The sequence below is a fragment of the Ostreiculturibacter nitratireducens genome (assembly GCF_032670585.1).
Classification (GTDB): Bacteria; Pseudomonadota; Alphaproteobacteria; order Rhodobacterales; family Rhodobacteraceae; genus Ostreiculturibacter; species Ostreiculturibacter nitratireducens.
In genome coordinates, this window is the sequence record NZ_JAVQHL010000001.1 from 642,423 (window position 1) to 663,271 (window position 20,849).

At 65.8% G+C, this 20,849-nt stretch carries 20 protein-coding genes; 15 read left to right on the forward strand and 5 right to left on the reverse strand.

All coding sequences use genetic code 11. The features are described from left to right. Entirely contained in the window at window positions 1-2,727 is a 2,727-nt protein-coding gene (locus ABCN56_RS03025) for a nitrate/nitrite transporter (protein ID WP_343079287.1), read from the reverse strand. Window positions 2,728-2,981: 254 nt separating this feature from the next. On the opposite strand from ABCN56_RS03025, the gene ABCN56_RS03030 reads away from it, so the two are divergent. The 9 genes from ABCN56_RS03030 to ABCN56_RS03070 all read left to right on the forward strand — a co-directional run bounded on the left by ABCN56_RS03030 (window position 2,982) and on the right by ABCN56_RS03070 (window position 9,754). After that, a complete protein-coding gene (locus ABCN56_RS03030; RefSeq protein ID WP_343079288.1) occupies window positions 2,982-3,698 on the forward strand; it encodes a helix-turn-helix domain-containing protein in 717 nt (238 codons plus the stop codon). Between the two features lie 137 nt (window positions 3,699-3,835). Next, window positions 3,836-4,309, forward strand: coding sequence for a low molecular weight protein-tyrosine-phosphatase (locus tag ABCN56_RS03035; RefSeq protein ID WP_343079289.1), 474 nt, complete (start codon window positions 3,836-3,838; stop codon window positions 4,307-4,309). Beyond that, the gene (locus tag ABCN56_RS03040) at window positions 4,306-5,109 is read left to right on the forward strand and encodes a fructosamine kinase family protein (RefSeq protein WP_343079290.1); all 804 of its coding nucleotides are present in this window, start codon (window positions 4,306-4,308) and stop codon (window positions 5,107-5,109) included. Before ABCN56_RS03035 ends, ABCN56_RS03040 begins: the two co-directional genes overlap by 4 nt. A 248-nt stretch (window positions 5,110-5,357) precedes the next feature. Then, window positions 5,358-6,092 (forward strand): PIG-L deacetylase family protein, encoded by a 735-nt coding sequence (locus ABCN56_RS03045; RefSeq protein ID WP_343079291.1) that lies wholly within the window; start codon window positions 5,358-5,360, stop codon window positions 6,090-6,092. Between the two features lie 104 nt (window positions 6,093-6,196). After that, entirely contained in the window at window positions 6,197-7,171 is a 975-nt protein-coding gene (locus ABCN56_RS03050; protein ID WP_343079292.1) for a VOC family protein, read from the forward strand. A gap of 3 nt (window positions 7,172-7,174) precedes the next feature. Beyond that, entirely contained in the window at window positions 7,175-7,846 is a 672-nt protein-coding gene (locus ABCN56_RS03055; protein ID WP_343079293.1) for a 4-carboxy-4-hydroxy-2-oxoadipate aldolase/oxaloacetate decarboxylase, read from the forward strand. After that, on the forward strand, window positions 7,839-8,903 hold the full coding sequence (locus ABCN56_RS03060; RefSeq protein WP_343079294.1) for a 4-oxalomesaconate tautomerase: 1,065 nt from the start codon (window positions 7,839-7,841) through the stop codon (window positions 8,901-8,903). The genes ABCN56_RS03055 and ABCN56_RS03060 overlap by 8 nt, the downstream gene beginning before the upstream one ends. 267 nt (window positions 8,904-9,170) lie before the next feature. Further along, entirely contained in the window at window positions 9,171-9,347 is a 177-nt protein-coding gene (locus ABCN56_RS03065; protein ID WP_343079295.1) for a hypothetical protein, read from the forward strand. Between the two features lie 53 nt (window positions 9,348-9,400). Further along, window positions 9,401-9,754: a TfoX/Sxy family DNA transformation protein gene (locus ABCN56_RS03070; protein WP_343079296.1), complete on the forward strand. Its 354-nt coding sequence runs from the start codon at window positions 9,401-9,403 to the stop codon at window positions 9,752-9,754. A 108-nt stretch (window positions 9,755-9,862) separates the two neighbouring features. On the opposite strand, the gene ndk is transcribed toward ABCN56_RS03070, so the two are convergent. Continuing rightward, window positions 9,863-10,285, reverse strand: a complete 423-nt coding sequence (gene ndk, locus ABCN56_RS03075; RefSeq protein ID WP_343079297.1) for a nucleoside-diphosphate kinase — start codon at window positions 10,283-10,285, stop codon at window positions 9,863-9,865. 139 nt (window positions 10,286-10,424) lie between these two features. Here ndk and ABCN56_RS03080 point away from each other — a divergent pair, with 139 nt between their 5' ends. The 3 genes from ABCN56_RS03080 to ABCN56_RS03090 are packed head-to-tail and all read left to right on the forward strand — an operon-like array spanning window position 10,425 to window position 13,511. Beyond that, on the forward strand, window positions 10,425-12,266 hold the full coding sequence (locus ABCN56_RS03080) for an ABC-F family ATP-binding cassette domain-containing protein (protein ID WP_343079298.1): 1,842 nt from the start codon (window positions 10,425-10,427) through the stop codon (window positions 12,264-12,266). Window positions 12,267-12,269: 3 nt separating this feature from the next. Continuing rightward, a complete protein-coding gene (locus ABCN56_RS03085; protein ID WP_343079299.1) occupies window positions 12,270-12,890 on the forward strand; it encodes a MarC family protein in 621 nt (206 codons plus the stop codon). A 42-nt stretch (window positions 12,891-12,932) separates the two neighbouring features. Beyond that, complete coding sequence (locus ABCN56_RS03090) at window positions 12,933-13,511, forward strand: retropepsin-like aspartic protease family protein (protein WP_343079300.1); 579 nt, start codon at window positions 12,933-12,935, stop codon at window positions 13,509-13,511. Here the strand turns inward: ABCN56_RS03090 and ABCN56_RS03095 are convergent. From ABCN56_RS03095 to ABCN56_RS03105, 3 genes are all read right to left on the reverse strand, one after another. Continuing rightward, window positions 13,501-14,262, reverse strand: coding sequence for a CPBP family glutamic-type intramembrane protease (locus ABCN56_RS03095; protein WP_343079301.1), 762 nt, complete (start codon window positions 14,260-14,262; stop codon window positions 13,501-13,503). The two genes, ABCN56_RS03090 and ABCN56_RS03095, sit on opposite strands and share 11 nt — an antisense overlap. A 158-nt stretch (window positions 14,263-14,420) precedes the next feature. Next, window positions 14,421-14,882 (reverse strand): DNA polymerase III subunit chi, encoded by a 462-nt coding sequence (locus ABCN56_RS03100; protein WP_343079302.1) that lies wholly within the window; start codon window positions 14,880-14,882, stop codon window positions 14,421-14,423. A 3-nt stretch (window positions 14,883-14,885) separates the two neighbouring features. Further along, window positions 14,886-16,355, reverse strand: coding sequence for a leucyl aminopeptidase (locus tag ABCN56_RS03105; protein WP_343079303.1), 1,470 nt, complete (start codon window positions 16,353-16,355; stop codon window positions 14,886-14,888). A gap of 141 nt (window positions 16,356-16,496) precedes the next feature. On the opposite strand from ABCN56_RS03105, the gene lptF reads away from it, so the two are divergent. The 3 genes from lptF to ABCN56_RS03120 are packed head-to-tail and all read left to right on the forward strand — an operon-like array spanning window position 16,497 to window position 20,838. Then, window positions 16,497-17,633 carry an LPS export ABC transporter permease LptF gene (gene lptF, locus ABCN56_RS03110; RefSeq protein WP_343079304.1) on the forward strand — a complete coding sequence of 379 codons (1,137 nt, stop codon included), beginning with the start codon at window positions 16,497-16,499 and terminating at the stop codon, window positions 17,631-17,633. After that, window positions 17,630-18,727, forward strand: coding sequence for an LPS export ABC transporter permease LptG (lptG, locus tag ABCN56_RS03115; protein WP_343079305.1), 1,098 nt, complete (start codon window positions 17,630-17,632; stop codon window positions 18,725-18,727). Before lptF ends, lptG begins: the two co-directional genes overlap by 4 nt. Beyond that, window positions 18,727-20,838 (forward strand): LPS-assembly protein LptD, encoded by a 2,112-nt coding sequence (locus ABCN56_RS03120; RefSeq protein WP_343079306.1) that lies wholly within the window; start codon window positions 18,727-18,729, stop codon window positions 20,836-20,838. The genes lptG and ABCN56_RS03120 overlap by 1 nt, the downstream gene beginning before the upstream one ends. Window positions 20,839-20,849: the final 11 nt, after the last annotated feature.

Consider the following 20,849-nt stretch of genomic DNA (forward strand, 5'->3'; position numbering starts at 1 on the left):
TCAGGCCTTGGCGGAGGCGGCCGGTGCGCGGCCACGCTCGATGTCATGAAGGACCCCGCCCGGACGGGTGTAGTAGAACCAGGTCAGCACGACGCAGATCGCGTAGAAGCCGAGGAAGCCCCAGAGCGCCATGAAAGGTGCGCCAGTCATCGCGATCGAGGTGCCGTAGGCCTTCGGGATGAAGAAGGCGCCGTAGGCCGCGATGGCGGAGGTGAAGGCGATGATCGCCGCGCTTTCGCGCTCCGCCTGGCGACGGGTAGCCGCCGCGTCGAGGTTCGGCATCAGACGCGGGATCTCGCGCCCCATGATCGCCGGGATCATCTGGAAGGTGGAGGCGTTGCCGACACCCGTCAGGAAGAACAGCGCCATGAAGCAGGCGAAGAAGCCGACGAAGCTGCCGCCCACGCCATCCGAGGGCAGGAAGGTGATGACGCCGAAGACCGCAACGATCATGCCGAGGAACACCCAGAAGGTCACACGGCCGCCGCCGAACTTGTCACTGACCCAGCCGGTAGCCGCGCGGGAGAGCGCGCCGACGAGCGGGCCGAGGAAGACGTATTGCAGCGCGTTCACCTCGGGGAACATGAGCTTCGTCAGAAGGGGGAAGCCCGCCGAGTAGCCGATGAAGCTGCCGAAGGTCCCGGTGTAGAGGATGCACATGATCCAGTTGTGGAAGCGCGAGAAGATGATCGCCTGATCACGGAACGAGGCTTTCGCTTCCGCGATGTCGTTCATGCCGAGCCAGGCGCCAATGGTCGCCGCGATGATGAACGGCACCCAGATGAAACCGGCGTTCTGCATCCAGAGCTGGCCGCCGTCGGACAGCGTCTGCGGCGCACCGCCCATCGCGCCGAAGACGCCGGCGGTGATGACGATCGGCACGAGGAACTGCATGACCGACACGCCGAGGTTTCCGAGACCCGCGTTCAGCGCCAGCGCGTTGCCCTTTTCAGCCTTCGGGAAGAAGTAGGCGATGTTGGCCATCGACGAGGCGAAGTTGCCGCCGCCGAGCCCGCAGAGAAGCGCCAGCACGATGAAGATCAGGTAGGGCGTTTCAGGGTTCTGCACCGCGTAGCCAATGCCGAGCGCCGGCAGGAGCAGCGAGGCAGTCGAAAGCGTGGTCCAGAGACGACCGCCGAAGATCGGCACCATGAAGCTGTAGAAGATCCTGAGCGTCGCACCCGAGAGGCCCGGTAGCGCCGCCAGCCAGAAGAGCTGGCCGGGATTGAAGTCGAAGCCGATGGCGGGAAGCCGCGCCACGACCATCGACCAGACCATCCAGACCGAGAAGGCCAGAAGCAGCGCCGGGATCGACAGCCACAGGTTACGGCGCGCGATGCGGCGCCCCTTGGCGGCCCAGAAGTCCTTGTCTTCCGGACGCCAGTCATCAAGCGTGTGTTTCATTACAGTGGTTCCAGGGATGTGAATTTCTTGCATTTCGGGAAGACCCGGCAGTTTCTCGAGCGCCTCGCCATGAGCGGCACGCTCCATCGCGCGGATCGAGAGGTGCATCCAGGTCAGCGCGATCGCCACCAGAACGAACAGGAGCGCGAAGCAGCTCGTGTAGATGCCGGTGAGATCCAGAAGCGCCCCGAACATGATCGGCAGGATGAAGCCGCCGAGGCCGCCGATCATGCCGACCAGACCGCCGACAGCACCGACGTGAGTGGGGTAGTAGACCGGGATGTGCTTGTAGACCGCCGCCTTGCCGAGGCTCATGAAGAAGCCGAGGCCAAAGAGCGTGATGACGAAGGGCCAGCGTCCCATCTCGGTCGAGAAGGTGATCGGGCCGTCCTTGCCTTGAATGACGTAGTCGGTCGGCGGGTAGGACAGCATGAACAGGAAGATCAGCGAGAAGATGAACGTCCAGTACATCACCGCGCGCGCGCCGAAGCGGTCGGACAGGTGTCCGCCGTAGGCGCGGAAGAGCGAGGCCGAAAGGGAGAAGGCCGCCGCCGACATACCCGCCGTCTTCACGTCGACATGATAGACGTCGATCAGGTAGTGCGGCATCCACAGCGCCAGCGCGACGAACGCGCCGAACACGAAGAAGTAATAGAGCGAGAAGCGCCAGACCTGGAGTTTCTTCAGCGGCGCGAACTGCTCCGCGAGGCTCGGGGCGCGAACGCCGGTCTTGCGGCGTTCGACGAGCATCGGGTCATCCTTGGCGAACAGGAAGAAGAGCACGCCCATGATCGCGATGCCCGCCGCCCATACCTGCGCGACGCCCTGCCAGCCATAGGCCACCATGACGAACGGCGCGATGAACTTGGTGACGGCGGCGCCGACGTTGCCCGCGCCGAAGATGCCGAGCGCGGTGCCCTGCTTGCCGGCATCGTACCAGCGCGAGACATAGGCGACGCCGATGATGAAGGAGCCGCCCGCAAGACCGACGCCAAGCGCGGCGACCAGGAACATGACGTAGGTGTCGGCCAGCGTCAGCGCCCAGGTTGCAAGACCCGTGAGGATCATCTGCGTCGAGAAGACGATCCTGCCGCCGAACCTCTCGGTCCAGACGCCGAGAATCAGGCGCGTCAACGAGCCGGTGAGGATCGGAGTGGCAACCAGAAGGCCGAACTCGGATTCGCTCAGGCCGAGATCCTTCTTGATGGCCACGCCGATGATGGAAAAGATTGTCCAGACCGCAAAACAGGCCGTGAACGCAACGGTGCTGAGTGCGAGGGCGCGATTCTGATCGCCCTTCGACACATGCGAACCCTGCAGCATAGTCGCCTCCGTTAGGTGCGCGGAGTCAGTCCCCGCGCGATCCCGGCGACAAAACCACCGGCGGGCAGCCCGTTGCTTGATCCAAGTCAAAAAGCCGACATTTTATGCCTTAAATCAATGACTTGTAACAAATATCATGCCGCGCCGAAAAATCCTTGGCGGCACCCTCGGGATTTTGTCAGAGGACGTGTCGACATGTGCCGCGTCATCCCTTAACAATTATCAAGAGACGACAATTCCGGCCTTGGTGATTCATGCGTGACGCCGACCTCGAAGAGATCCGCGCCCTTTCGCTTTTCCGCGACATGGATCTCGACCATTTCGCCGAACTCATGCGCGGCGCCTACCACCAGAGTTTTCCTGCCCAGGTAACGCTGATCGAAGAGGGCCGGGCTGCCGATTTTCTCCACATCGTCACCGAAGGTGCGGTCGAGCTTTTCGCGGGATGGAAAGATCGCGAAACAACGTTGGCCGTGGCGCGACCGGTTTCAACCTTCATCCTCGCTGCCTGCATCAACGACGCGCCCTACCTGATGTCAGCGCGGACTCTGGTGCCTTCGCGGATCGTGATGATTCCGGGTTCCGACCTGCGCATGGCATTCGCCCGCGATGCAGCGTTCGCGCAGGCGATCGTGCGCGAACTCGCAGGCTGCTACCGAAGCGTGGTGCGACACGTCAAGAACATCAAGCTGCGCACATCGAAGGAAAGGCTGGCTGCGTTCTTCGTCAGCGAGGCCGAAAAAGCGGGTCAGAAACTGACCTACGATCTGCCTTTCGAAAAGCGGGTCCTCGCCTCCTACCTGGGCATGACGCCCGAGAATCTTTCACGTGCCTTGCGGCAGCTGAAGGACGATGGGGTCGTCGTTGACGGGACAAGGGTGACCATCAATGACATGAAGCGGCTTCAGGAAATCGCGCTCACCGGCCCGCTGATCGACGGTTCTTCGTTCTCGGCGAACAGCGCTCCGTGAAGCGAGCCACTTGCCATTCATGACTCCTCGCGAGGGGCGCGCGAAAGCGCCCTGCGCTTGTTGCACGCCACGCCGCGCTGACGCGACGGGTGGGGCTGCTATCATGTTTTGAATCAGCCTTTTCGGAGAAGACCGCCATGTCCGATCGACCCGCGATCCTTTTCGTCTGTCTCGGCAACATTTGCCGCTCGCCGCTGGCGGAGGCTGCGCTGCGGGCGGCGGCCGCACGGCACGGGATCGGCATCGAGGCGGATTCGGCCGGAACAGGTGGCTGGCACGTCGGCGAAGCGCCGGACCTTCGCGCGCAGGACATCGCCCTGAGGCACGGGATCGACATTTCCGGCTATCGTGCGCGCCAGTTGGAGCGCGCGGATTTCGATCGCTTCAGCCACATCGTGGCGCTCGACCACGACAACCTCGCCGTGCTGAAACGGCTGAGGCCGTCCGGGGCCCGCGCCGAGCTGTCGCTGCTTCTAGACCACGTTCCGGGACGCTCGGGGCAGCCGGTGGCGGACCCTTACTACGGGGCGTCGGAAGGCTTCGCCACGACATGGGCGGATGTGACCGCCGGGGCGGAAGGACTCCTCGCGAAGATCGCAGGTTTGGCATGAAGGGGCTTGCCGCCCGCGCGGCCGACCTGCTCGGGGCAGATCTGGCGGAGGCGCGCGGCCTTCATGGCGGCGACCTGTCGGAGGTCATCGGGCTGCGGCTGATGGATGGACGGCAAGCGGTCGCGAAGTCCGGCTCCGCCGCGCGGGCCGAGGCCGAGATGCTGCGCGCCATCGCCGCGACAGGGGCGCCCGCGCCCCGCGTCTTGGCCGTAGCTGACGACATCCTTGTCATGGAAGATCTCGGCCGGGACGAGGGCCCCTCCGCGGCATGGGCAGATCTCGGCGCCGTATTGCGGAGGCTTCACGCGTTCGAAGGCCCGGACTACGGTTGGCACCGGGACCACGCCTTCGGCCCGGTGCCGATCCCGAACGGTCCGGCGCGGGACTGGCCGGCGTTCTGGGCGGAACGGCGGCTCCTGCCTTCCTGCCCCGCAATCCCGGCGGACCTCGCCCGGCGCGTCGAGGCGCTTGCCCGGCGCCTGCCTGAGCTTCTGCCCGCTCGGCCTCCCGCGTCGCTTCTGCATGGCGACCTCTGGTCAGGGAATGTGATGGCGCGGAACGGACGGGTCACGGGGCTGATCGACCCGGCCTGTTATCATGGCCATTCCGAAGTGGATCTTGCCATGCTGACCCTCTTCGGCAACCCGGATACCGGTTTCCGGCGCGCCTACGGCGACCCCCAGCCGGGGATCGAAGCGCGCCGGCCGATCTACCAGCTTTGGCCCGCGCTGGTGCATCTGAGGCTTTTCGGCGGCGGCTACCGCGGCCTGGTGGAACGCTGCCTTGACGCGGCGAGCTAGAACAGAACGCCTACCCGCAGCTGGCCAATTCGCAGACCGCTACGATCCGGATGCCGGGTGGCAGTGGCCCGGGCGTTCAGGCTCCGACGAGCGGGCCGGCAATCCGCGCGCATGCGACGAACCGGCGCGAAATCCCCGCCCTCCGCGGCAGCTATAGCGAATACTTATGCCGATACACGGGCTTTCGAATTGTTCCGCCCGAAGCCGGCATGAGATGTAGGTTTCAACGTCAACCAAGGGAGGCCCGAATGCCCGCCAACAAAACCGCCCTGGTCATCTCCGCCCATGCCGCCGATTTCGTCTGGCGGTGCGGCGGCGCGATCGCCCTGCACGCGGAGATGGGCTACGACGTCACGGTCCTCTGCCTCTCCTTCGGCGAGCGCGGCGAAAGCGCAAAGCTCTGGAAGCAGCCCGACATGACGCTGGGGCGCGTCAAGGAAGCGCGCCGGGCCGAGGCGGAAAAGGCGGCCGAGGCGCTTGGAGTGCATGAACTGGTCTCGTTCGACCTTGGCGACTACCCGCTGGAACTGACGCGCGAGGAAAAGAACCGCGTCGTGCACGTGATCCGCAAGGTGCAGCCCCGATTCATGCTGAGCCATTCGCAATACGATCCCTACAACACCGACCACATGTACGCGACGCAGGTGGCTCTTGAGTGCCGCATGATCGCGCAGGCATGGGGGCACAATCCGGGCGAGAACGTCCTTGGCGCGCCGCAGCTCTACCTCTTCGAGCCGCACCAGACAGAGCAGATGGGATGGAAGCCCGACACCTTCCTCGACATCACGCCGGTCTGGGCCAAGAAGCGCGCCGCGATCGAATGCATGGAGGGGCAGGAGCACCTCTGGGACTACTACACGCGCGTCGCGCAGAACCGCGCGAACCATTTCAAGCGCAATTCTGGCGGCCAGTCCGGCGGGCGGGACTGCAAGTACGCGGAAGGATTCCAGTCCGTCTTCCCGCGCACCGTCGACGAACTCTGAGGCCCGAAGGGACGCTGCGGCCTGTGTCAGCCACGGCGCGAACGGCCGGTCCGACCGAAGGACGCCCGGGGGGCGTTCACGCAGAGACAGGAGGAGACCTGCACATGAACCAGCCCACGAACCCGTCCTTCGACATCGCCCATCTCGGCCATGTCGAGGTCTACACCGACAAGTTCGAAGAAAGCCTGGATTTCTTCACCCGCGTTTACGGGCTGAAGCTCTCGGGGCAGGACGAGACCTCCGCCTACCTGCGCGCCTGGGACGACTACGAGTTCCACTCGCTCAAGCTGACGCGCCACCATACGACCGGCGTGGGCCACATCGGCTATCGCGCCGCCAGCCCCGAGGCGCTGGAGCGCCGCGTGAAGGTCATCGAGGCATCCGGCTACAAGGTCCACGGCTGGAACGACGGCGATATGGGCCACGGCCGCGCCTTCCGCTTCGAGGATCCCTTCGGCCATGTCTTCGAGATCTACTGGGGGACTCGCCGTCCCATGCTTTCGGACGCAGACCGCCCGGCCCTGAAGAACAACGCCAGCAAGTTCCACGCCCAGGGCGCCTGCCCGCGCCGGATCGACCACCTCAACCTGCTCTCGCAGGACGTGACGGAGTTCCGCCGCTTCATGGAAACCTGCCTCGGGTCCCGCGTCACGGAATACATCCAGCTCGACAACGGACGGCTTGGCGGTTGCTGGTTCACCGTCAACAACAAGACCTACGACCTCGCCTGCACGGAGGAACATGGCGGCGGACAGGGACGTCTGCACCACGTCACCTTCGCCACCGACCAGCGCGAAGACATCCTGCGCGCGGCCGACATTTTCCTCGAAAACGGCGTCCACATCGAAACCGGCCCCCACAAGCACGCGATCCAGGGCACGTTCTTCCTCTATGTCTGGGAACCCGCCGGAAACCGCGTGGAACTGGCGAACGCCGGCGCGCGGCTGATACTCGCGCCCGACTGGGAGCCGGTCTGCTGGACCGAGGCGGACCGGAAGAAGGGCCAGGCCTGGGGGCTCAAGACGATCGAGACGTTCCACACCCACGGCACCCCACCCGTCGTGAAGAAGGAAGCCTGAACGATGGGCGTCGTCGTTCAGAACATCGAACGCGCCCGCCCCGAGGTCATCGACGGCCTCGGCCGCGCGGGCGTCGCGACCGTGCACGAGGCGCAGGGCCGCAAGGGGTGCCTCGCTTCCTGCATGCGGCCGATCTATTCCGGCGCGCAGATCGCCGGGTCGGCGGTGACGATCAGCGCGCCGCCGGGCGACAACTGGATGGTGCACGTCGCCATCGAGCAGTTGAAGGAAGGTGACATCCTCGTCCTCGCGCCGACCTCGCCCTGCGACAACGGCTATTTCGGCGACCTTCTCGCGACCTCGGCCATGGCGCGAGGCTGCCGTGGCCTTGTCATCGACGCGGGCGTCCGCGACGTGCGCGACCTTACCTCGATGGGCTTCCCGGTCTGGTCAAAGGCGATCTCCGCCCAGGGCACGGTCAAGGAAACGCTCGGGTCGGTCAACGTCCCGATCGTCTGCGCGGGACAGGTGATCGAAGCGGGCGACGTGATCGTCGCCGATGACGACGGCGTCTGCGTTGTCCGCCGAGCGGAAGCCGAGACCGTCCTGGCCGCCGCCGAGCAACGGCTCGCCGCAGAGGAAGCCAAGCGCAAACGCCTCGCCGCAGGGGAACTCGGTCTCGACATCTACGACATGCGCCCCCGGCTTGCAGAGAAGGGGCTGAAGTATGTCTGATCCCGGGCGGGAGGGCATTCCCTGCCTCTGGATGCGCGGAGGCACGTCCAAGGGGGCGTATTTCCTCGCCTCCGACCTGCCGTCGGACATGAAGGCGCGCGACGCGCTCCTTCTCGGCATCATGGGCTCGCCCGATCCCCGACAGATCGACGGCATCGGCGGTGCGGACCCGCTGACCTCCAAGGTGGCCGTCCTCTCCCCCTCTTCGCGGCCCGACGCGGATGTCGACTACCTCTTCCTGCAGGTCTTCGTCGATCAGCCGCTGGTGTCGGATGCGCAAGCCTGCGGCAACATTCTTGCCGGCGTGGGCCCCGCCGCCATCGAGCGCGGCCTCGTCCCCGCGTCCGGAGACATTACCGCCGTTCGCATCCACATGCTGAACACGGGCGAAGTGGCCGTCGCGCAGGTCCGGACCCCCGGCGGCCGCGTGAGCTACGAGGGCGATGCCGCCATCGACGGCGTGCCCGGCACCCACGCCCCGATCCCGCTGATGTTCCAGAACATCGCGGGTTCCATGTGCGGCGCTCTGCTTCCGACCGGAAGCCCCGTCGACGTGATCGACGGCGTGGAATGCACGCTCATCGACAACGGCATGCCCTGCGTGGTGATGCGCGCCTCCGACCTCGGCCGGACGGGACAGGAGAGCCGCGAGGCGCTCGATTGCGACACTGATCTGAAGACGCGGATCGAGGCGATCCGCCTCAAGGCCGGTCCGATGATGAACCTCGGCGACGTCGCCGAAAAGAGCGTGCCGAAGATGACGCTGGTCTCACCGCCCCGGAACGGCGGCACGGTTTCGACCCGCTCCTTCATCCCGCATCGCTGTCACGCGACCATCGGCGTTTTCGCCGCAGTCAGCGTCGCCACGGCCTGCACCCTGCCGGGCTCCCCCGCGGCGAGCGTCGCCGCACTACCCGACGACGGCCGCTTCGCGATCGAACACCCGACAGGCGCGGCCGAGGTTCTGATCGAGCGTGACGGAGACGGCGCCGTGATCTCGGCCGGAACGCTGCGGACTGCCCGAAAGCTATTCGAAGGACGCGTCTTTCCGCGATGACGGCGGGTTGACCACGCGATCCTCCGGCGCGTGACGGTCGGGCGAAGGCCCGCGCCCTGCACCGCCCAGTCCACTCCACCCGAAATGCACGCCCATTTCCTTCGCGGAGTGCCACGTTGCAGCGGCTGGTGTTGCATTTTCGCCGCGAATGGCAGGTGCCACATTTTCGCAACATTTGGGCCGGACTGACGCCGGAGTCGCCCGATATCGAGAATTCAGTGGACGAGTAACAAAGGGGCGGCGGGAAGACCGACCGGAGCAGTGGAAATGAAACGGATTACCCTTTTTGGCGGAAACAAACCCACGACCGAAGACCGGGTGGCGAAGATCGACATCAGCAAGGCGGTCGAGGCGGCGCGTGGGCGCATGACCGGGCTCATCGCCGATAGTTCCGCGAATGTGGTGGCCAACAGCGCGCAGCTTCAGGACTGCGCCGCGATCTGACATCTTGCGGGAACGGGCGGCGACGCTAGGCTGGGCGGCCTGAGAGGTTGCCCATGCCCCGCCCGGTTTCCGCGATACCGAATCTTGGCCCCGCCTCCGACGCGGCCTTCGCCCGTGCCGGCATCCGCACTGCCGAGGAGGTCTATGCTCTCGGCCCGGACGCGGCCTATCTTCGCCTGATCCAGTCTGGAACCCAGCCGCATTTCATCGGTTACTACGCGCTCGTCATGGGGGTGCAGGGACGCCCCTGGAACGATTGCCGGGGCGAGGAGAAGAAGGCGCTTCGCCTCCGCTTCGATGCGCTGAAGGCACGCGCCGCAGCTGATCCCGAAGCGGCAGAGACCCGCAGCAACGCGCGGATCGAAAGTGCTCTGGACGAGATCGGGTTGGGCCTGAAGCGACGCTGAGGCCGCGCGACCTTTGAAGGCCGATTCCGCCGCTTCACCTTCGGCAGCCTCCAACGAAAAGGGCCGCCCGATGGGGCGGCCCTGACGTATCACACGCTGTGCCGCGGCTCAGCCGACGATCTCGAGGCCCGAGAAGAAGAAGGCGATTTCCTGCGCGGCAGTTTCCGGCGCGTCAGAGCCATGGACCGAGTTCTCGCCGACCGAGAGGGCGAATTCCTTGCGGATCGTGCCTTCGTCAGCGTTGGCCGGGTTCGTCGCGCCCATCACTTCACGGTTCTTCGCGATCGCGTTCTCGCCTTCGAGAACCTGCACCACGACCGGCTCGGACGCCATGAACTCGCAAAGCTCGCCGTAGAAGGGGCGTTCCTTGTGCACTTCATAGAACTTGCCCGCCTGTTCCATCGACAGCTTGATGCGCTTCTGCGCGACGATGCGCAGACCCGCTTCCTCGAACTTGGCGTTGATCTTGCCGGTGAGGTTCCGCTTCGTCGCGTCGGGCTTGATGATCGAAAGGGTGCGTTCGATGGCCATGTCTGGTCTCCGTTGTCAGGCAAGGCCCCAACGGCCCGCCCAAAATTTTCCGCGCGCCTGCTAGCACGGGCTGCGGACAAAGGGAACCCGGCATCGCGGCCCGATTGACGGATGCGGGCAGTTCAGGCAAGTCCCGTCCATGCTGCGGATCCAGGACATCACCTATTCGGTCGACGGCCGTCCCCTGTTCGAGGGGGCTTCGGCCACGATTCCCACTGGCCACAAGGTCGGCCTCGTCGGCAAGAACGGCGCGGGCAAGACCACGCTCTTCCGGCTGATCCGGGGCGAACTTGCGCTGGAAGGCGGAGAGATTTCGCTTCCCTCCCGCGCCCGCATCGGCGGCGTCGCGCAGGAGGTGCCATCCTCGTCGACCTCGCTGATCGACACCGTGCTGGCGGCCGATACCGAGCGCGCCGCGCTGATGGCTGAGGCCGAGACCGCGACGGACCCGCACCGCATCGCCGATATCCAGCATCGCCTAGCCGATATCGACGCATGGTCCGCCGAGGGACGCGCTTCGGCGATTCTCAAGGGCCTTGGCTTCGACAGCGAGGCGCAGAAGCGCCCCTGTTCGGATTTCTCCGGCGGCTGGCGGATGCGCGTGGCGCTGGCCGGCGTTCTCTTCGCGCAGCCCGATCTCCTTCTTCTGGACGAACCGACAAACTACCTCGACCTCGAGGGCGCGCTCTGGCTCGAAAGCTATCTCGCGAAATACCCCCACACGGTCATCATCATCTCGCACGACCGCGAACTTCTGAACCGCGCGGTGGGCTCGATCCTGCATCTGGAAAACCGCAAGCTGACGCTGTGGTCGGGTGGCTATGACACCTTCGCGCGAACGCGTGCGGCTGCCCTGGCCGTTCAGGCAGCCGAGGCGAAGAAGCAGGAGGCCCGGCGCGCGCATCTGCAAAGCTTCGTGGACCGGTTCAGAGCCAAGGCGTCGAAGGCCGTCCAGGCACAGAGCCGGGTCAAGATGCTGGAAAAGATGACGCCGATCACGGCGCCCGAGGAAGCGAAGAAGCAGGTCTTCACATTCCCGGTGCCGGAACAGCTTTCGCCGCCGATCATCGCCCTCGACGGCGCCGCCGTCGGCTATGACGGACCGCCGGTGCTGAAGCGCCTCGACCTGCGCATCGACCAGGACGACCGTATCGCGCTTCTCGGCAGGAACGGCGAAGGGAAATCCACGCTTTCCAAGCTCTTGGCGGCCAAGCTTCAGGCCTGTGAGGGGCGGATCGTCCGGTCCTCGAAGCTCCGCATCGGCTACTTCGCCCAGCACCAGGTGGACGAGTTGCACCTCGACGAGACGCCGCTGCAGCACGTCATGCGCCTGCGTCCCACCGAGGGGCAGCCGAAGCTTCGCGCCCGGCTCGCCGGCTTCGGCCTTGGCGCCGATCAGGCCGATACTCTCGTCGGGCGCCTGTCCGGTGGCCAGAAGGCGCGGCTCTCGCTGCTTCTGGCAACGATCGATGCGCCGCATCTCCTGATTCTCGACGAACCCACAAACCACCTGGACATAGAAAGCCGCGAGGCGCTGGTCGAAGCGCTGACGGAATATCCGGGCGCAGTGGTCCTCGTCAGCCACGACATGCACCTTCTGAGCCTCGTCGCGGACCGCCTGTGGCTCGTGAAGGGGGGCGCGGTGAAACCCTACGAGGGCGACCTCGAATCCTACCGGCGGGAACTTCTAGCCGGCGAGGAAGCCGAAAGACCCGCCGCGCCGAAACCGAAGCCCGCCCGCCCCTCGCGCGAAGTCGTGCTCGCCCTGCGCGCAGAGGCGCGCAAATGCGAGGAGCGCGTCGAAAAGCTCACGGAGATGCGCGAGAAGCTTTCAGTGAAGCTCGCGGACCCGGAACTCTATGACCGCCCCGCCGAGGCCGTCATCTGGCAGAAGAAATACGCCGAGGTCATGGAAGGGCTCGACCGGGCCGAGGCGCTTTGGATGACGGCGCTGGAAAAACTCGAAGCGGCAGAGGCTTAGAGCATGGAACTCACACATTACCTCACCGCATTCGTCACCCTCTTCGTGATCGTGGACCCGATCGCGCTCGCGCCGCTTTTCGTCGCGCTGACGCAGGGCATGGACAGCGTCCAGCGCCGGGGCGTCGCGCTCCGCGCGGCGCTGATCGCGATCGGGCTACTCACGCTCTTCGGGCTTCTGGGGGAGGCGATCCTGTCCGGGATCGGCATCTCGATGTCGGCCTTCCGGATCTCGGGCGGGATCCTCCTGTTCCTCACTGCGCTCGACATGCTTTTCGAACGGCGGACGCAGCGGCGGGAGGGGCACCACGCCGACCCGCACCACGACCCCTCGGTCTTTCCCCTCGCGACGCCGCTCATCGCCGGGCCCGGCGCATTCACGACGATGATCCTTCTGGTGAACGAACCCGGCACCGGCATCGGCCACGTCGTCGCGATCCACGGCGTCATGGTCCTCGTCATCGCCTGCGCCTTCATTCTGTTCAACGCGGCCGGTCTGATCGAGCGCGCGCTCGGCCGGACCGGCATCCTCGTCATCACGCGACTTCTCGGCATGCTTCTCGCCGCGCTCTCGGTCCAGTTCGTCCTTGACGGCATTCTTGGAACGGGGCTCGCCGGCGGGTGACAGAGCCGATGCGCGCACCTACATCGGGTGCAGGAGGCGCAAATGGACGGCGACAACATCGGACGGCTGATCTACCTCGGGCTGCTGCTCATGGCGGTCGGCGGCTATTTCATCTTCGAGAACCGCAACCGCATGGGCCAGATGGCGAAACAGGCGGCGGTCTGGGGGTTCATCTTCCTCGGCGCTATCGCAGCGATCGGTCTGTGGGAGGACATCCGTCAGGACGTCAGCCCGCGCCAGACGGCTTTCTCCGGTGGCCGCGTTGAGGTTCCGGTCTCGCAGGACGGGCATTTCTACCTTGTCCTCGAACTCAACGGCACGCCGGTCCGCTTCGTCGTCGACACCGGTGCCTCCGACATGGTCCTGACCGAACGCGACGCGCGCCGCGTGGGGATCGACACGAACCAGCTTGCCTTCTTCGGCCAGGCGCAGACCGCCAACGGGATCGTCCGCACCGCGCCGGTGCGGATCGACAGCGTGCGCCTTGGCGAGATCGAGGATCGGGGCGTGCGCGCCTCGGTCAACGGCGGCAACCTCGACACCTCGCTGCTGGGCATGAGCTACCTTTCCCGCTTCGCGAAGATGGAGATCACGGGAACCCGCCTTACCCTCACCCGTTAAGCGGGATCACCTCGGTCGCCGCGCCTTCCCGCGTGAACATGGTCCTCCGGTGGATCCAGACCACGCCCAGCGCGGCCGCGGCGAAGAACAAAGTGTCATAGGGCTGCGCATCCGGCCAGAGCGGGTTGTTCAGCTGGAAATGGTAGAGCGCGGGCAGGAGGATGCTGCCCCGTGACGCATTGAAGAGCGGCGTGACGATGATGCTCACCGAAACCGAGCCGATGAAGAACGGCGTGAAGCTCCACGCGCTTTGCGGCGTGCCGCTGAGGAAGAACGCCGGCAGGTGCCAGACGCCCCAGATGATGCCAAGCACCAGCCCCGCCCAGATCGGCGCCATGCGCCGCTGAAGCAGCGGCAGCATCAGCCCGCGCCAACCGAACTCCTCCATCGGCCCGAGGAACAACATGAAAAGCATGGCGCCAAGGGCTGCGCCAAGGCTGTCGAAAGGCACGGAGACCGGGAACAGGTTGCCCTTCACCGCCGAGCCGAACGCGTAGATCAGGGGGATGCCGAGGATGAGGAAAGCCGCCCAGCCAAGTGAGCAGCGCCAGAGGAGAAGGCGCGACAGGTAGCGGCCGAGGCCGCCGACGCCGCCGACCACGAGAACGATCGCGAAGGTTGCGATCGCGGGCGAATAGACCGCGAGTATGAACAGCGGATGGCTTCCGCTCGGCGGGCCAAACATCCGCTCCAGCGCCTCGGGATAGGCGGCGAAGAGCGCGAAGATGCCCCAGGCGAGGCCGAAGGCCATCAGGAGAAAGGGAAAAATCGCGAAGACGGGGACCTGCGGGCCGCGGGAATGACTGGATAAAGGCGACACGGATGGATTCCTCCGCAACGGAGCTGCCCCTCACCTAGCCCGCCGACAGCGCAAAGACCTTGATCGGCGTCAAGAATTCCGGCCTGGTCCTACCTTTCCGTCTTCAGCTGCCAGCGCCCGGACTCCTCGCTCCAGTACTGGGCTTTCATCCCTGCCCCGGTCAGCATCTTCCATTGCGCCCGCGCGACGGACAGCGAGGCGTCGTCGTTGCCGTCGAACAGGACGCAGAGCCGTTCGAGCCCCTCGCCCTCGTCCGCCGACACCTCCGCGCCGTCGACCGAAATCAGGCAGGCCGGACGGTTCGGCATCTCGCGCGCGCAAGTCAGCAGCACTGGCTGAAGGGCGTCATGCGCCCCGCCTGCAAGCCCGTGCGGCATGAAACCCTCCTCCGGGGCCAGCCACAGCTTTTCGTCCAGCCAGCTCATTCGCGCGGTGTCCCTGCCCCGCACCACCACGCGCCAGCCCGCATCGAGCGACTTCTGCAGAAGCATCGGCAGCGTCGCCTCCACGGGCGAGCGCGTCAGGTGGTAGAACATGGCCGTCGCGGGCATGGCTCAGCCCTCCAGCATCTCCCGGACGAGACGGTTGAGCGACATGACGCCCCAGCCCGTCGCGCCCTTCTGCGCCAGCGGCGTCTCCTCGGGCGGCAGGGTGACGCCCGCGATATCGAGGTGGATCCAGGGCGTCTCGTCCTTGACGAAGCGCTTGAGGAACTGTGCCGCGGTGATCGCGCCCGCAGGGCGGCCGCCCACGTTCTTCATGTCGGCGATCCGGGATTTCAGCTTCTTGTCATAGGCTTCGCCGAGCGGCATCCGCCAGGCGCCCTCGCCCTCGGCCCTTGCGGCCTTCAGGAACGCATCGCAGAGCGTGTCATCGTTGGAAAAGACGCCTGCGTTCTCATGCCCGAGGCCGATGATGATCGCCCCCGTCAGCGTCGCGAGGTCGATCATTCCGCGCGGCTTGAAGCGTTCCTGCGCATACCACATCACGTCGCAGAGGACGAGCCGCCCCTCGGCGTCGGTGTTGATCACTTCCACCGTGTCGCCCTTCATCGAACGGACGATGTCGCCCGGCCGCTGCGCACGGCCGTCGGGCATGTTCTCCACGAGGCCGACGAGGCCGACGACGTTGGCCTTGGCCTTCCGAAGCGCGAGCGCACGCATGACACCCGCGACGACGCCGGCGCCCCCCATGTCCATCGTCATCTCTTCCATGCCGCCCGCCGGCTTGATCGAGATGCCCCCAGTGTCGAACACCACGCCCTTGCCCACGAGGGCCAGCGGCGCGTCATCCTTCTGGCCGCCGTTCCATTCGATGACCACGACTTTCGATGGGCTCTCCGAACCGTAGCCAACGGCCAGAAGCGTCCGCATCCCGAGCTTCTCGAGGTCTTTCTCCTCCAACACCTCGACCTTCAGGTCAAGCTTCTCCATCTCCTTGATACGCGCGGCGAATTCCGTCGTCGTCAGGACGTTCGCGGGCTCGTTCACGAGGTCGCGGGCAAAGATCACACCGTCGGCCAGCGCGGCGAGCGGCGCGTATTCCGCCTCGACCCCCTTGGGATCGGCCGTCATCACCCGGATCGGCCCCTTGGCCTTGGTGTCGCCGGTCTTGTGCGCGGTGAAGTCATAGGCCCGCAGCACCGCGCCGAAGGCGATGTCCGCCACCTTCGTATGGCCGCCGGCGATGACCAGCGCGCCCTTCTCGCCCAGCGCCTTTCCAACCGCGGCGCCTGCCTTGCGCGCCTCCTCGACGCTCGCCTTTCGGTCCAGCCGGATCACCTGGACGGTCTCCGCCGCAAGCCCCACGGGCCAGCCGAGGTCCACGCCCTCGCCCGGCTTCATCTTGCTGAACGCTTCGCTTTCCGCGAACCGCTTGAGCGCGCCCTTCATCAACCGGTCGAGCCGCCGCGCCGGAGGGGTCAGGCGCCCCTCCCCGCCCAGAAGCACGGCGATCCGGCCCTCGGCTTCAGCCAGCTTTTCAAGGTCGGTTTCGATGAATTCCGGCATGGCGGGGATGGTCATGGATACCTCTCGGCAAAGGCTGTGGCAGTGTTCTGCCGGACCCTAGCGGGCGTCCGCCCGCTTGGCCAGATATGAGTTTTCCCCGCTTCGCGATTGGGCTAGGGATAAATCCGTGGGGAGCCTTCTGGGGGAAGAGCGCCGTTGTCGAGATTCGACCGATATCTCTTGTCGCAACTGATGATGCTGTTCGGCTTCTTCTCGCTCGTGCTCGTCTCGGTCTACTGGGTGAACCGCGCCGTGCGGCTCTTCGACCAGCTCATCTCCGATGGCCAGTCGGCTTGGGTCTTCCTTGAATTCACCGCGCTATCGCTGCCCTACGTCATCCGTCTCGCGCTGCCGGTCGCGGCCTTCGTCGCGACGGTCTACGTGACCAACCGGCTTTCCGGCGACAGCGAGCTCGTGGTCATGCAGGCCACCGGCTTCTCGCCCTGGCGCATGGCGCGGCCGGTGGTCGTCTTCGGGCTCATCGTCGCGCTTCTGCTGGCGATCCTCATGCATGTGCTCGTTCCGGCGAGCCGCGCGCAGCTTTCCGTCCGCTCCAACGAGATCGCGGAGAACGTGACGGCGGGACTTCTGGTCGAAGGAACGTTCCTGCACCCCGGCGAAGGCGTCACGTTCTATGTTCGCGAGATCACGCCGCGTGGCGAGCTCATCAACGTCTTCCTGTCGGATGCGCGCTCCGAGGCGACACGGACGACCTACACAGCGGAGCGGGCCTTCGTGGTGAAGGGAGAGTCGGGTCCGAAGCTCGTCATGTTCGACGGGATGGCGCAGACCGTGCAGCTGAAGGACCACCGCCTCTTCGTGACCCGTTTCGCCGACTTCACCTATGACATCGGCGCGCTGATCCTCGGTGGCGCCGGCGGCCGCCCCGACCCGGACGAATTCTCCACCGCCCGCCTTTTGCGGGCCGATGCCGCCGATCTTGCGGCGACCGGGGACAGCCGGTCGGAGTTCCTTTACGAGGCGCACAGCCGCTTCGCCCAGCCGCTTACCGCGGTCTTCGTGCCGCTCATCGGCTTCGCCATGCTCCTGCTCGGAGGCTTCAGCCGTTTCGGCCTCTGGCGCCAGATCGCGGCCTCCATCGCGGCGCTGATCGCCGTGCAGTTCCTCGCCAACTCGATGACCTACTTCGCTACCCAGAGCGAGCATTCCTGGCCCTTGGTATATGTTCCGGTGCCCGCCGCGGCCGCGGTCGCCGCGGTAACGCTCGCCATCGCGTCCAAGCCCCGTCGACTTCGCCGAAGCGCGCGGTTCGCGCAGGAGGCGACGGCATGACGCTTTCCCTCTACATAGCGCGACGGTTTCTGATGACCTTCCTGATGGTCTTCGGGATCTTCGCCGCGATCCTGCTGCTCATCGACTTCGTCGAACAGATCCGCCGCTTCGCCCCAAGCAACGTGGGGCTTACCGAAGCGCTTGGCCTCGCCGCGCTCAACGTTCCCGCGGCGCTCTACCGGATCCTGCCGCTCATCATGATCCTGTCGGCCATCGCGCTTTTCCTCGGGCTCGCGAGGTCGTCGGAGCTCGTGGTGATCCGCGCCGCCGGGCGTTCGGCACTTCGGATGCTCGTGGCGCCGATCCTGACCGCACTGCTGATCGGCTGCATCGCAGTCGGGGGGCTGAACCCGATCGTCGCCGCGACCTCGAAGCAGTACGAGACGCTTTCGGCACGCTACGCGAGCGGCCCGAGATCGGTCCTGTCGATCAGCCGCGAGGGGCTCTGGCTCCGGCAGGGCGGAGAGGGTGTTCAGACCGTGATCCGGGCGGAACGCGCGAACCTCGACGGAACTGAGCTCTATTCGGTCACCTTCCTCAACTTCGCGCCCGACGGCAGCCCTGTTTCCAGGATCGAAGCGGCCTCGGCGCGGTTGACGATCGGCGCCTGGGAGATCACCGATGCGAAGGAGTGGCCGCTAGCGGACAGTCCGAACCCCGAGCGCGACGCGCTGCGCCGGGAAACGATGACGCTCGATTCCGACCTGACGCCGAACCAGATCCGCGACAGCTTCGGGACGCCCTCGGCAATCGCGATCTGGGACCTGCCCCGCTTCATCGAGGCGCTCGAGCGCGCGGGCTTCTCGGCGCGAAAGCACGTCGTCTGGTTCCAGATGGAACTCGCGCTGCCGCTTCTTCTGGCGGCGATGGTCCTGATCGCGGCTGGGTTCACGCTGCGCCATGCGCGCTTCGGCCATACCGGCATCCTCGTGCTGACCGCCATGTCTTTCGGCTTCGCCATCTTCTTCCTGCGGAACTTCACCCAGATCCTGGGTGAGAACGGCCAGATCCCGGTCGTCCTTGCCGCATGGAGCCCGCCCGTCGCCGCGATCCTGCTGTCGCTCGGCCTTCTCCTGCACCTGGAGGAAGGCTGATGCTTCGGACCCTGGCTGCGGCCCTTTTCCTGTCGGTGGCGCTTCCGGCGCAGGCGCAGGACCTCGCGACGCTCGTCGCGGACCGCGTCGCGATCAACGGCGATACGAAACTCGTGGCCGAAGGCGCTGTCGAGGTGTTCTTCCAGAACACGCGAGTGAAAGCCCAGCGCATCACCTATGACCGGTCGACAGGGCGTCTGCTGATCGAGGGGCCGATCACGCTGACGGAAGGCGACAGCATCATCCTCCTCGCCGACGAGGCGGAGCTTTCCGCGGACCTTCGGGACGGAATCCTGCGATCGGCGCGGGTCGTCCTTGAACAGCAACTCCAGCTTGCCGCGAACGAGGTGGCTCGGGTCTCCGGCCGCTATACGGCGATGTCCCGCGTGGTGGCCTCATCCTGCCAGGTTTGCCCGGGACGGCCGACACCACTTTGGGAAATCCGCGCCCGGCGCGTGATCCATGACCAGGAAGAGCGCCAGCTCTATTTCGACCATGCGCAGTTCCGCATCGCCGGCGTGCCCATCGCCTACATCCCGCGGCTCAGGATGCCCGATCCGACGCTCGAGCGTGCGACGGGCTTCCTCGTCCCCCAGATCCGGTCGACCTCCCAGCTCGGAACCGGGATCAAGCTGCCCTATTTCATCGCGATCGGCGATCACCGCGACCTCACGCTTACGCCCTACGTCTCCAACGGCTCGACCCGGACGCTGGACTGGCGCTACCGGCAAGCCTTCCGGACGGGGCGGATCACGTTCGAGGGTGGGGTATCCCGCGATGACATCCAGCCGGGCGACTGGCGTGGCTACGTGTTCGGCACCGGCGAGTTCTCGCTTCCGGCGGATTTCACACTGGGCCTCACCGTCGAAGCGGTTTCGGACGACGCCTACCTGCTCGACTACGGACTCGGCGACAAGGACCGGCTGAGGACGGGCATCGACGTGACCCGGACCCGCGCCGACGAACATATCAGCGCCGCCTTCGCCCACTACTACTCTCTGCGCGAGGGCGAGGATAACGACACGCTGCCGTCGATCGTCGGCGACGCCAGCTTCCAGCGCCGGTTCACGGCGCCCTGGATCGGTGGGCAAGCGGCCTACGGCTTCCAGCTTCACAGCCAGAACCGGAACTCGGACGCGGACGGTGCCGGCCGCGACATGAGCCGCGCTTCTGCGATGATCGATTGGCAGCGCAACTGGATCCTGCCCAACGGCATGATCCTGGCCGGGATGGCGGAGGCTACGGCCGACTTCTACTCGATATCGCAGGATTCCGCCTATCCGGGCACCGTGACCCGCTTCTTCCCCGCCGCCGCGGTGGAACTGCGGTGGCCCTTCGTCAAGACCGAGGCCTCTGGCGCAGTCCAGGTGCTGGAGCCCGTCGTGCAACTGATCTGGAGCCCGAAGAGCCTTGAGGACGTGCCGAACGAGGACAGCATTCTCGTCGAGTTCGACGAGGGCAACCTTTTCTCGCTGTCCCGCTTCCCCGGCGCCGACCGGCACGAGCTTGGCCTTCGCGCCAATGTCGGCATCGGCTGGACCCGGACCACGCCGGGAGGCTGGTCGATGGGAGTGACGGCGGGACGGGTGCTGCGCGCGGACGACCTGGGGCAGTTCAGCGCCGGAACGGGTCTTGCCGGAACGAGCTCCGACTGGCTCCTGGCGACGAGCGTCAGCGCGGCGGATGGCATTTCGTTCACCAATCGCGCGCTCTTCAATGACGAATTCGACCTGACCCGCGACGAACTGCGCCTTGCGTGGACGGGAGGTCGTCTCGGGCTTGCCACGAGCTATGTCTGGATGGTCGCCGACCCGGCGGAAGATCGCCTCGTCGACACGTCCGAATGGGTCTTCGACGCCGCCTGGCAGGCCACGGACCGATGGACCGCGAGCGTCGAGGGCCGCTACGACTTCGCCACCGACCAAGCCACCCGTGCCGGATTGGGCCTGTCCTACCGCAACGAATGCGTGTGGGTCGATCTTTCCCTCTCGCGTCGCTTCACGTCCTCGACTAGTGTAAGACCGACAACGGATATCGGCCTCTCGGTCGAACTGAGCGGTTTCGGCACTGGCGCCGACGGGCGCCCATATCGAAGAAGCTGCGCAAAATAGAAGGACAGGCG

Coding starts and splice junctions, on each gene's coding strand:
- ABCN56_RS03030 (WP_343079288.1), top strand. CDS start 2,982: ATGCGTGACGCCGACCTCGAAGAGATCCGCGCCCTTTCGCTTTTCCGC.
- ABCN56_RS03040 (WP_343079290.1), top strand. CDS start 4,306: ATGAAGGGGCTTGCCGCCCGCGCGGCCGACCTGCTCGGGGCAGATCTG.
- lptG (WP_343079305.1), top strand. CDS start 17,630: ATGACGCTTTCCCTCTACATAGCGCGACGGTTTCTGATGACCTTCCTG.
- ABCN56_RS03090 (WP_343079300.1), top strand. CDS start 12,933: ATGGACGGCGACAACATCGGACGGCTGATCTACCTCGGGCTGCTGCTC.
- ABCN56_RS03060 (WP_343079294.1), top strand. CDS start 7,839: ATGTCTGATCCCGGGCGGGAGGGCATTCCCTGCCTCTGGATGCGCGGA.
- ABCN56_RS03050 (WP_343079292.1), top strand. CDS start 6,197: ATGAACCAGCCCACGAACCCGTCCTTCGACATCGCCCATCTCGGCCAT.
- ABCN56_RS03120 (WP_343079306.1), top strand. CDS start 18,727: ATGCTTCGGACCCTGGCTGCGGCCCTTTTCCTGTCGGTGGCGCTTCCG.
- ABCN56_RS03025 (WP_343079287.1), bottom strand. CDS start 2,727: ATGCTGCAGGGTTCGCATGTGTCGAAGGGCGATCAGAATCGCGCCCTC.
- ABCN56_RS03055 (WP_343079293.1), top strand. CDS start 7,175: ATGGGCGTCGTCGTTCAGAACATCGAACGCGCCCGCCCCGAGGTCATC.
- ABCN56_RS03065 (WP_343079295.1), top strand. CDS start 9,171: ATGAAACGGATTACCCTTTTTGGCGGAAACAAACCCACGACCGAAGAC.
- ABCN56_RS03070 (WP_343079296.1), top strand. CDS start 9,401: ATGCCCCGCCCGGTTTCCGCGATACCGAATCTTGGCCCCGCCTCCGAC.
- ABCN56_RS03105 (WP_343079303.1), bottom strand. CDS start 16,355: ATGACCATCCCCGCCATGCCGGAATTCATCGAAACCGACCTTGAAAAG.
- ABCN56_RS03035 (WP_343079289.1), top strand. CDS start 3,836: ATGTCCGATCGACCCGCGATCCTTTTCGTCTGTCTCGGCAACATTTGC.
- ABCN56_RS03085 (WP_343079299.1), top strand. CDS start 12,270: ATGGAACTCACACATTACCTCACCGCATTCGTCACCCTCTTCGTGATC.
- ABCN56_RS03095 (WP_343079301.1), bottom strand. CDS start 14,262: ATGGCCTTCGGCCTCGCCTGGGGCATCTTCGCGCTCTTCGCCGCCTAT.
- ABCN56_RS03100 (WP_343079302.1), bottom strand. CDS start 14,882: ATGCCCGCGACGGCCATGTTCTACCACCTGACGCGCTCGCCCGTGGAG.
- ABCN56_RS03045 (WP_343079291.1), top strand. CDS start 5,358: ATGCCCGCCAACAAAACCGCCCTGGTCATCTCCGCCCATGCCGCCGAT.
- ndk (WP_343079297.1), bottom strand. CDS start 10,285: ATGGCCATCGAACGCACCCTTTCGATCATCAAGCCCGACGCGACGAAG.
- ABCN56_RS03080 (WP_343079298.1), top strand. CDS start 10,425: ATGCTGCGGATCCAGGACATCACCTATTCGGTCGACGGCCGTCCCCTG.